We start from the raw sequence: 9,414 nt of genomic DNA, 5'->3' as shown, positions 1-9,414 counted from the left end.
ACCATCTCAAGTTATTTTAGTCGTAATAAGTTGGCCAGCTTCATTAATAGTAACTTTCCATTTCACTCCACTAGCAGTCTTCATGATTATACCTTTACTTGCCTCTATTTCAATATCTCCAAACATTCTTCCTCCAGTTGTCGCTAACCAAGCACTCCCATTTTCCATAGAAGATCTTGCAAAAATACGATTAATTCGAAAACGCTTATGGTCTTGAGAATAACCACTTAATGTAATTCTAACTTTATATAACTGACTCGCCTTCATATTCGATATAATTGTATCGCCAACATTTAATGGAACATCCAACGCGATAACCCAGCTTCCAGTTGCACTTAATGCATATTCAATTTTAATTTTCTTTGGGCTCTCTCCCCACCCAAAATACATTCCAAAACAATTTAACATTTGTATTGGTTTTTTCGTAAAATCCAGTTCAATTACAACTGGATTACTATCTGGAACGTCAATATAGTTTACACTTTGTTCATCTATTAAATTAAAGCAATTTGCGAGATTCCCCCCGTAAGGTACTTTCCCACTTACTTGCTTAATCGTATACTTCTGCTGAGCATTTACTAAAATATCATCTTGATTCCCTATTAAATGTGGTTTATTTAACGTAATCGGTAACTGAATTCGAAGAGATTCTTCATAGGTAGACTTACAAACATTGTATTGTCCTTTATCTACAATAGTTGTAGAAAGTAAATTTGAAAAAAGGTAGTTACGATGCGAATTAGAAGAAAATTCAATGACAATCTGTTCACTACTCATCCGGTACGTATCCCAAATCATACAATCAAATGTATTATACGCACCTGAGCAACGAATTGCTTTTTTCGTTTGTTGTCTACATTGCACTTGAATATCATGAAACGTATTTCCTGAACTTTCATTTGGCAAATCACTATTTCCATCTACTTCAATCCCATACACACATCCATCAATAAATATTGATTGAAATACATTGGCGTTAATCCAGCAAGGTGTATTAATATCATCTATATACTCTGTTTTCAAATATATTGCAGTTTGAAAGTTTTTAATTTGAATAAATTTAACTTGAAAGAAACTAATATAATCCCATGCCTTTTGACAATAAAAATGTATAGCTTTTCCTTTATACGATGGAGTTGTATTTATTATATTTATATTTGATATAACAGATTGATTAGGTACTTCGATTTGTTGTGAACCAGAAACATAAATAACAGCAGATTGAAACAATGGATTTATAACTTGAATAGTACCACCAACTATCGAAGCGTTACTTTGTAGCTCAAATGCATTAAAATCTCCATCAATTTGCAGCGTTACGGTAGGATCTAACTCTAATCTTACGTTTGATTTAATAACAATCGGCTTTACAATTTTGTACGTATTTACTCCTGTAATTTTTACTGTCGAAATTCGGTTAGCTACACAATAATCAATAGCTTGTTGAATTGCTAATGAGCTATCATTTACCGAGTTTGGAACTGCGCCAAAACAATCAATGTGAACGCTACTTTCTGGCGCACAATCTTCTTGGGAAGAAATATATTCTGACAAAATAAATTCACTCCTCATATTACCTTTTTTCATATAATATGTGAGTTCTCTCTTAAAAGTTTCTATAATAAAAAAAACAAACGACCTACCCGGTCATTTGTTTAACTCATATATATTTTTCGTTTCTTCTATCATTTTAGTTAACGAGAAATACCTCACTGCTTTCTCTCGTGCTTTCAATCTAATATCATTTACCCTTTCTTCATTCCCTTGTAGTTCTTCAAGTGCACTTGCGAATTCAGATTCGCAATATTCAGATATCAAAACGCCTGACTCTCCATCTATTACCGCTTCATTTATTCCGCCAACATCTATTGAAACAATTGGTGTCCCTGTAGCCATCGCTTCAATTACTACCATTGGAAACACTTCACGAAAAGATAATAAAAGTAAGGCATCCATATTCCCTATAAACTCATGCGGCTCTGAAATATTCCCTATCATCTTCACCCTTTGCTGCAATCCATATTTTTCTATTTCTTTCATAATCGATTCTTTCTCTGGTCCATCACCAGCAATATAAAACATAAAATCATTTCTCTTTTTCAACACATTTGCAATTTTGACAAATAGTTGATGGTTTTTCTCTTTGGATAATCTAGCTAATATCCCTATTTTATATGTAGGTTCTTTCTTCTTCTGCTGGAATAAAAACTTTTCAATATCGACACCGTTATAAATTGTATTTATTTTTTCTTCTGCTACATGAATTGAAATTAAATTATTCTTTTCAAACTCACTTACTGTAATAATATTGTTTACATATTTATTCATGAAATAACGAAAAAGCGTTGGCATTTTCTTTTCTAATATCGTTACATTATGTTTCGTATAAACAATTTTCATCTTTTTTTTAATAAACTTTTGAATTAGAAAAGCATATAATACCATTCGCAAACTATTTGCATGAATAAGTTCTATCTTTCGTTTACAAATTTCGTTTCGTAAATAATAAATATTTCTCAAATGATTCCATCGACTAAGTAATATAAAATTTTCTTTTCTAGTAAGAGATTCATATAGTTCTCCATCACCTGCAGCTGTATAAATCTTAAAATCATCATAACGCAAATTACTTTCCAATTTACAGAAATAGCTCTCGGCTCCGCCAGTTATCAATTTATCTGTCATCAACAGTATATTCATAATTGCGTCTTCCCAACTACATTAATTTTATTTTTTTTATAAGCATGATAAGCATACTTACTAAAATAGTAAAAAATTTGCACCGAATTCAGTCGTTCTTGTTCCCTTAACAATTTCCAATACCGGAAAGCTGCTCTAATTTTATTTCTAGAAACAGAATTTGTAACAATTCTATATTTTGCTAACACTTGCTGTATCCCTTTTGCTTCATACCCTTCATGTAATAAGTTCAGCCATAACGCTGTATCCTCCGGCTGTATACTAGGCATTTCGACATACGGAATTTTTTCACGATCAATCATCACTGTTAAACACCCGATAATTGTATTTCCTACTAAATAATGATAGTCAACAGATTTTGGTACACTCACTTCACGATTTAATTCATTACCATTTTCATCAATTAAACTATACGACGCATATGAAAAAGCTATATTCATTTCTTCCATAAATAACAATTGTGTCTTCAATTTATGTGGCAACCATATATCATCACTATCTAAAAAGGCAATGTACCTTCCTCTTGCCTCTTGGATCGCTAAATTCCGAGCTTTAGCAGCACCAACATTTTCTTTTAATGATAATAACCTAATTCGTGAGTCTCCTTCTATCATCTCTTTAATTTTTGCGGCAGATTGGTCGGTTGAACCGTCATCAACGATAATCATTTCCCAGTTTTCATACGATTGATTCTGTACAGATGAAATTGTCTCACCTATAAATCGTATACTATTATAAGAAGGTGTTATTACAGAAACATAAGGCGGCTCGTTAGGCTCGTTATGTACTGATAGACATTTTACCATCTATCTTTCCCCTTCCTTCATATATTGAAATATACTTCACAACAACTGCTAAAAATAAAAAGAACGCTTCGTTAATAATGAGTGACAATGACATCATCTGAAATAAAAATGCAATCATAGTCAATAGAAGATATGGTTTTTCACGAAACAAAGTATGCTGCGCTAGCTTGAACATTAATATGAATAAAAACGCGCTATATAGAAGAAAACCAATTGTACCCGATTCAGACAAAATTTCTAAAAATGTATTGTGTACATATAATTTTTCATTAAATTGATACTCATAATAATTCGAAAAGTTAAAAGCGCCGATTCCAATATATGGATTGGATAAATAATATTTAAAAGCAGCTTCCCATAATGTAAATCTACCACTTCCATTATCATGGGAAAAATCAGAAATTCGTTTATTTAATATATCATCTAATTGGCCCCCCATTACACTATTCGATAAACTAAAAATAACTACACTAAACAATACTAAACTCATAATTATTTTTATTTTTTTGGCGAAACTAGACATACATATATATACAAAAACGACAAGTACAAGCGCTAATATACCGCCCCTTGAAAAGGTTAATAGACTTGTCGTAACACATAAAATCAATCCTAAGATGTTAGTAATATTTTGTAAATTCGTCATATAGTACATAAAAAATATTGTATTATAAAAAATAAAAATGTTAGGATCATCTAGCAATCCAATTAATCGTGGATATCCTCTATCCACTAATAACCCAGCAAAAATTTCTCTCTCTTCTCCACCGTATAAACTAAAGTATTGTAAACCAATTATATATAGTATTAGACTTACTACATTAAATACTACTCCTACATAAGCAATAGATGATTCAAGTACCACTATTTCAGTATTCCCCAATAAATTCCTCATTATAAAATAGCATCCTAAAACGAGTAGCACGCCAAAAATCATACGAATACTAGCATTTAAATACATAGAAAGAATTCCACTTAAACAATAAATGAAATAAAACAGTAAAAATACAACTTCATGAAAATATAACTTTTGAATATGAAAGTTTTTAATTGTTAAACAAAAATATATGACTAAAAAAATCATATATATCTTCAATGAAAATCCAATATATAAATTGTATTTACTTAACATAACAAATAATATTAGAAGAATAATCCATCCCATCGATACTTTCATATTATTTTCCATAGGCTATATCCCCTGTTTCGTAATATAATCCTTTTTGCGTATTTTTCTTATAAAAGAAAGAAGAAGTTTTTTCAGCTCATAATCATATAGGAATATGGCAGCTACTACGATTAGTATATTAAGAACAAGCGCAATTAAATGATATGTATGCAATATATATTGCACTCCAATAAAGGTTACACCAAAATAAATTGTATACGGTATTACAATTTGGAATACAATTTTTTTCTTCACTACACTTACCGCTATGTATCCCACTAAAGCGACGATTTCAAATAAAACCATAGCGTATGCCGCTCCTATCACTCCACCAATACTACTAAAGCTATAAAGCATAACCCCACCTATCACCAATGCTACACACTGCACAACAGTTCTCTTATTTTGACATCCACTCGTCGTTAAACCATCAGCAATGGCAATATTTAAACTTTGTAGCACAATAAGAAATGATAATATTTGGAGTGGTTCTACTGCATTGCTCCATTCTTCATGAAAAAATATAGAAATAAAGTGTGGTGCTAAATGATATAAACCGATCGTCATACATATCCCTACAATCGCCATTGATTTAATTTGAAGCAAATTTAATTTCGTATGCTCTTCTATATTATTCTGGTTATAATGCTTAAAGAGCACTGGAAAAAATGCACCTGCAATTACCCCTGGTACTTGATATAAAGCTGCCGGCATCCGGTACGCCACTGCAAAAACACCTACCATACTTAATGGCAATGTATAGTTAAGCAAGATAGGTGCTAATTGTGGCGTACTCATTATTAAAAAACCGCTAATAATAAAGGGAGTTAATTGCCAAAATAACGCTTTATGAATTACGACTTTCATATTCATTTTCGTCTTTCTTCTCATGATATATATACTGAATAAACCACCGATCATATACCCAAAAGCATATAAGCGAGCCGTTACATACACCGGTAACTCTCCGAAAATACAAAAACATGTAATTATAATGACAACCGATGCTGATACAACTTTAATGAGCGCTATATACTTCATACGTTCCGTCAGTTGAAAATAGGCAATTCCTATGTTTTGCCAAGTTAATCCTATTAACATGAAAAACATTACGTTTATCATCATATAAATTAAATTTTTATCCGCATACATATAATGAATAACAATATAACCGATTATAGAAATAACAATAAGTAGAATCATCCTTATTTTTATATACGATGATAAAATCTTCTCTAAATCTGCTCCATCCTTTGCCCCTTCTCGAAGAAACGTATTACTAAGTCCTAAGTCTGTAAAAAATAACATAACAAACGTCACTGCTATGGCAACACTAAACATCCCATAATGTTGTGCGTTAAAAAAGTTTGCTAAAACAATTAAACTGACGGCCTGAAGAAGGTTAGCTAAAATCGTACTATAAAATAGATGGATAATATTGTTTAGAATAGATCTACCCATACAAGTTCTCCTTTGCAAGTAACCTACTTACATATGTTGTTTGTTTACCTTTATATTTATCTTGCACCATTACCGTTCAATACAATTAAAACGGTTTTACATAAAATACGGATGTCCATCCGAAATGTTTTCATTTCAATATACTCCATGTCCAGCCTCAACTTTTCCTTTGGATCAAGATTATATCCTCCATTTATTTGTGCCCATCCTGTTAATCCTGGTTTTACCATTAAACGATCCTTAAATTCTGGAATAAACGTATCAAACTCATTATAAAAAAACTCTCTCTCTGGTCTAGGGCCTACAAAAGACATATCTCCTCTTAAAATATTTAAAAGTTGTGGTAATTCATCAATTCTCGTTTTTCTTATAAACAATCCAACTTTTGTAATTCTTGAATCATGTTCTTTTGCCCATTGTGGGCCATTTATTTCAGCATCCTTTACCATTGATCTTAATTTAAATACATTAAACTTCTTCCCGTTTATACCTAAACGTTCTTGAAAGTAAATTGGAGCCCCTGATGTTTCTAAAGTAATCATAATACAAAAGAACAACATAATTGGTATCGTTAATAGTAACAATATGATTGAAAATATAATATCAAACAAGCGTTTTACACTTCGATTCAATATGCTAGGCTTTTCTTGAGCCGGAATCGTATACAACTTGGCTTGATTTGTTTCACGAATCATGGATCGTTACCCCCACATTCAAGAATATAAAATTATACCTATTAATTCACATTCTTTCCTATTTATATCCGCTATTACTTTTTGCACTGTACGTAGTGAATCTTTTCGCTTTTTAACTGCTAAGACCACTCCATCGCATTTCTCTGCAATAATGTGCGTAGCAGGAAGATCAAATACTTCAGAAGAATAAAAGAAAATGTAATCAAAATCTTCTTTCCACTTAGCAATCGCATTATCAAATTCATCCATAGCAACTAAGGGCGTCCCTGTGTGTACTGTTTTTTTTGCAGGAATACAATATAAGTATTTAGACAAATTACTAGAAAAAGATTCATAATTACAGGGGAAAGAGCTTATTATATCGTTTACGGTTATCATGTGATCACTTTGTAATAATACATGTAATTTAGGGTCAGAAAAATTCACATCAATAAGTAACACCTTTTTCTTCATTTCTGCAAACACTAGACCCATATTTACTATAAGTGAGGCAACAACCCCTCTGTCCTTCGTTGAACTAACTGTGAATAGTTGTTTTCCAGATTTTTTCAGCTCGTGATACACCGTATAAAACTGCTCTTTCATCAGATCATCATGCAGATCGAATGGCAGCTGTTTCTTTGTCCTAAACATCGACATGTTCACCTCGATATATAGATGATTGTTTATCAATCTCTGTAGATTTCTGTTTTCTATTCGGTTTCACATTTATGTGACCAATAACAAAGACTGTTGTTATTTTCTCTAAATCTTGTTCCGTGTATATACGTTCATCAAAATAATCTCGAAATACAGCTAAACCTATCCCAACAAAAAAACTAACAATTAAAGAAATAGGAATGATCAGTTGAAATTTCGGAAACAATTTTTCAGCCTGTTCCTGTAACTCAGGATCCGTCAACACTTTCACACCTTGTACATTTGTGTACTGTTGAAAACTTTTTTGTGATTGCTCTGCCAATGTCTTTACAATATCTTTCACGACTTTCGGATTGGAATCTTTTACTGTAACAGTTACAATTTGTGAGTTGTCCGTATTCACCACCGAGATTTTTTGTGCTAATTCATAACTTGATTGCTCTAATTTCAAAGTTTTTTTAACTGTTGAAATAATTAATGGGCTTTTTAAAATATCGACATACGATGTTACTAGTTGCTTATTTTCTTGTGTTTTATTTGTTGAATTTTCCTTATTAAACTCATCTAAATTCCCAACAAGAATTTGCGTTGAATATTGATATGAAGGCTTTAAAACATACATAGAGATAATAACTAAAGAAGCGGTTAAACAACACATCGTTAAAATAATCGTTACGAATCTTCTTTTCAATAATTGTTGAAAATCTTTTATACTCAATTCTTGTTTCAATTATTTCACCGCCCTTTTCTGAATAACATCTTGCAAGTCACTCTTTACTGATAACCCTTTCTCCTTTCTATTCACTTGTTTTGTTACATACTTTCCGACTCTGAATGCAAATTTTTCTACATATATATACGAAAGCATTGCAAGTATAAACGAAAAAACAAGTGAAAAAATTAAAATAATTGGCAACGGTAATATTTCATGGAGCATGTATATAAGGGAAAATAACGATATAATATGATATAAATAAAGACTGTAAGAAATCTTCCCCAAATATAACAAGTATTTATTACGTAGTAAGGACGACAAAGTTGATATTGACAAGCTTAATATGACAAATAGACATGCACTTATCGCCACTACGTAGTCTCGAAATATAAAATTATTGAGTACTTTCATTTCTCCAATAAGCCCTTCATACATAAAAAGTAAAATCGCAAATAAAAACCATGCAATTTTCGTGTTTTTAGTACAATTACTATAAAAAACTATTAAATTATTTTTATACTTCGCAACTAGTGCTCCTAGTAAAAACAGCACCGTGTAATGCAATGTTAATGCATAGCTTGTTAATGTTAAGCCCGGGCGAAACAAAAATAATATTACGACAGAACATATACTAAAACTAAACAATAATAGTAATGAACACCTTAACGTTTTTCGTAAACAAATCATCAAAATTAACGGAAAAATTATTGATATTCGCATTTCATGGACAAGTGACCAAATGACACCGTTATATGCATCTGTATTATATTTCCCCACCAATAAAATATGTTGTGCGATTAAGCTTGAAGAACTTTCAATCGTCCATGAGCGATTAAACCATTCACTTAAATAAGAAATACCATATTCACTAATTGTAGCCTGGCATATAATAGCTATTATTATTGCCACAATATAAGGAATATATATTCTGCATATACGTTTTAAAAGGTATGATCCATAGCTACTATAGTTTTTTTGAATAGATTCATACAAAACAAATCCGCTCAAAACAAAAAAGATAATAACAGATTCGTTACCACTACTAAAAATTAGACGAGCAGGTGTTTCTTTTAATAGGTACACAACAAATGGTTTATTATCTTCATAACTGTAATTTTGAAATGCTGAAAAAATCATTAAATGATGACCGATCATTACTACTAATGAAGAAATCCCTCTTATAGAGTCCAATTCTTCGTATCTCTTCATCTTTTTACATCAACTCCTAAT

At 31.3% G+C, this 9,414-nt stretch carries 9 protein-coding genes; all 9 read right to left on the bottom strand.

Annotation, left to right across the window (positions count from 1 at the left end; all coding sequences use genetic code 11):
• Window positions 1–6 precede the first annotated feature (6 nt).
• The 9 genes from OXT04_RS01400 to OXT04_RS01360 all read right to left on the bottom strand — a co-directional run bounded on the left by OXT04_RS01400 (window position 7) and on the right by OXT04_RS01360 (window position 9,393).
• Window positions 7–1,554: a glycoside hydrolase family protein gene (locus OXT04_RS01400; RefSeq protein WP_044584267.1), complete on the bottom strand. Its 1,548-nt coding sequence runs from the start codon at window positions 1,552–1,554 to the stop codon at window positions 7–9.
• A gap of 93 nt (window positions 1,555–1,647) precedes the next feature.
• On the bottom strand, window positions 1,648–2,700 hold the full coding sequence (locus OXT04_RS01395) for a glycosyltransferase family 4 protein (protein WP_001023700.1): 1,053 nt from the start codon (window positions 2,698–2,700) through the stop codon (window positions 1,648–1,650).
• Window positions 2,697–3,506, bottom strand: coding sequence for a glycosyltransferase family 2 protein (locus OXT04_RS01390; RefSeq protein ID WP_075719738.1), 810 nt, complete (start codon window positions 3,504–3,506; stop codon window positions 2,697–2,699). The genes OXT04_RS01395 and OXT04_RS01390 overlap by 4 nt, the downstream gene beginning before the upstream one ends.
• Window positions 3,481–4,695 carry an O-antigen ligase family protein gene (locus tag OXT04_RS01385; protein WP_000429880.1) on the bottom strand — a complete coding sequence of 405 codons (1,215 nt, stop codon included), beginning with the start codon at window positions 4,693–4,695 and terminating at the stop codon, window positions 3,481–3,483. The genes OXT04_RS01390 and OXT04_RS01385 overlap by 26 nt, the downstream gene beginning before the upstream one ends.
• A 3-nt stretch (window positions 4,696–4,698) precedes the next feature.
• Window positions 4,699–6,135: an oligosaccharide flippase family protein gene (locus OXT04_RS01380; protein WP_141526253.1), complete on the bottom strand. Its 1,437-nt coding sequence runs from the start codon at window positions 6,133–6,135 to the stop codon at window positions 4,699–4,701.
• Window positions 6,136–6,191: 56 nt separating this feature from the next.
• The gene (locus tag OXT04_RS01375; protein ID WP_065228552.1) at window positions 6,192–6,830 is read right to left on the bottom strand and encodes a sugar transferase; all 639 of its coding nucleotides are present in this window, start codon (window positions 6,828–6,830) and stop codon (window positions 6,192–6,194) included.
• An 18-nt stretch (window positions 6,831–6,848) separates the two neighbouring features.
• A complete protein-coding gene (locus OXT04_RS01370; protein ID WP_139213200.1) occupies window positions 6,849–7,469 on the bottom strand; it encodes a CpsD/CapB family tyrosine-protein kinase in 621 nt (206 codons plus the stop codon).
• Window positions 7,456–8,199 carry a YveK family protein gene (locus OXT04_RS01365; protein WP_097924920.1) on the bottom strand — a complete coding sequence of 248 codons (744 nt, stop codon included), beginning with the start codon at window positions 8,197–8,199 and terminating at the stop codon, window positions 7,456–7,458. The genes OXT04_RS01370 and OXT04_RS01365 overlap by 14 nt, the downstream gene beginning before the upstream one ends.
• Window positions 8,200–9,393 carry an acyltransferase family protein gene (locus tag OXT04_RS01360; protein ID WP_097924922.1) on the bottom strand — a complete coding sequence of 398 codons (1,194 nt, stop codon included), beginning with the start codon at window positions 9,391–9,393 and terminating at the stop codon, window positions 8,200–8,202. It lies immediately after the preceding gene.
• Between the last annotated feature and the right edge of the window lie 21 nt (window positions 9,394–9,414).

This window comes from Bacillus sp. GC_Bacil_1, assembly GCF_026540675.1.
Taxonomy (GTDB): Bacteria; Bacillota; Bacilli; order Bacillales; family Bacillaceae_G; genus Bacillus_A; species Bacillus_A cereus.
Note: the sequence above shows the minus strand (reverse complement) of the source record. Positions and strands in the feature narration are given on the sequence as shown.

What these genes read in the sequence shown, in the direction of transcription:
- OXT04_RS01370 (WP_139213200.1), bottom strand. Translation starts at nt 7,469, where the DNA reads ATGTCGATGTTTAGGACAAAGAAACAGCTGCCATTCGATCTGCATGAT.
- OXT04_RS01390 (WP_075719738.1), bottom strand. Translation starts at nt 3,506, where the DNA reads ATGGTAAAATGTCTATCAGTACATAACGAGCCTAACGAGCCGCCTTAT.
- OXT04_RS01380 (WP_141526253.1), bottom strand. Translation starts at nt 6,135, where the DNA reads ATGGGTAGATCTATTCTAAACAATATTATCCATCTATTTTATAGTACG.
- OXT04_RS01385 (WP_000429880.1), bottom strand. Translation starts at nt 4,695, where the DNA reads ATGGAAAATAATATGAAAGTATCGATGGGATGGATTATTCTTCTAATA.
- OXT04_RS01395 (WP_001023700.1), bottom strand. Translation starts at nt 2,700, where the DNA reads ATGAATATACTGTTGATGACAGATAAATTGATAACTGGCGGAGCCGAG.
- OXT04_RS01375 (WP_065228552.1), bottom strand. Translation starts at nt 6,830, where the DNA reads ATGATTCGTGAAACAAATCAAGCCAAGTTGTATACGATTCCGGCTCAA.
- OXT04_RS01360 (WP_097924922.1), bottom strand. Translation starts at nt 9,393, where the DNA reads ATGAAGAGATACGAAGAATTGGACTCTATAAGAGGGATTTCTTCATTA.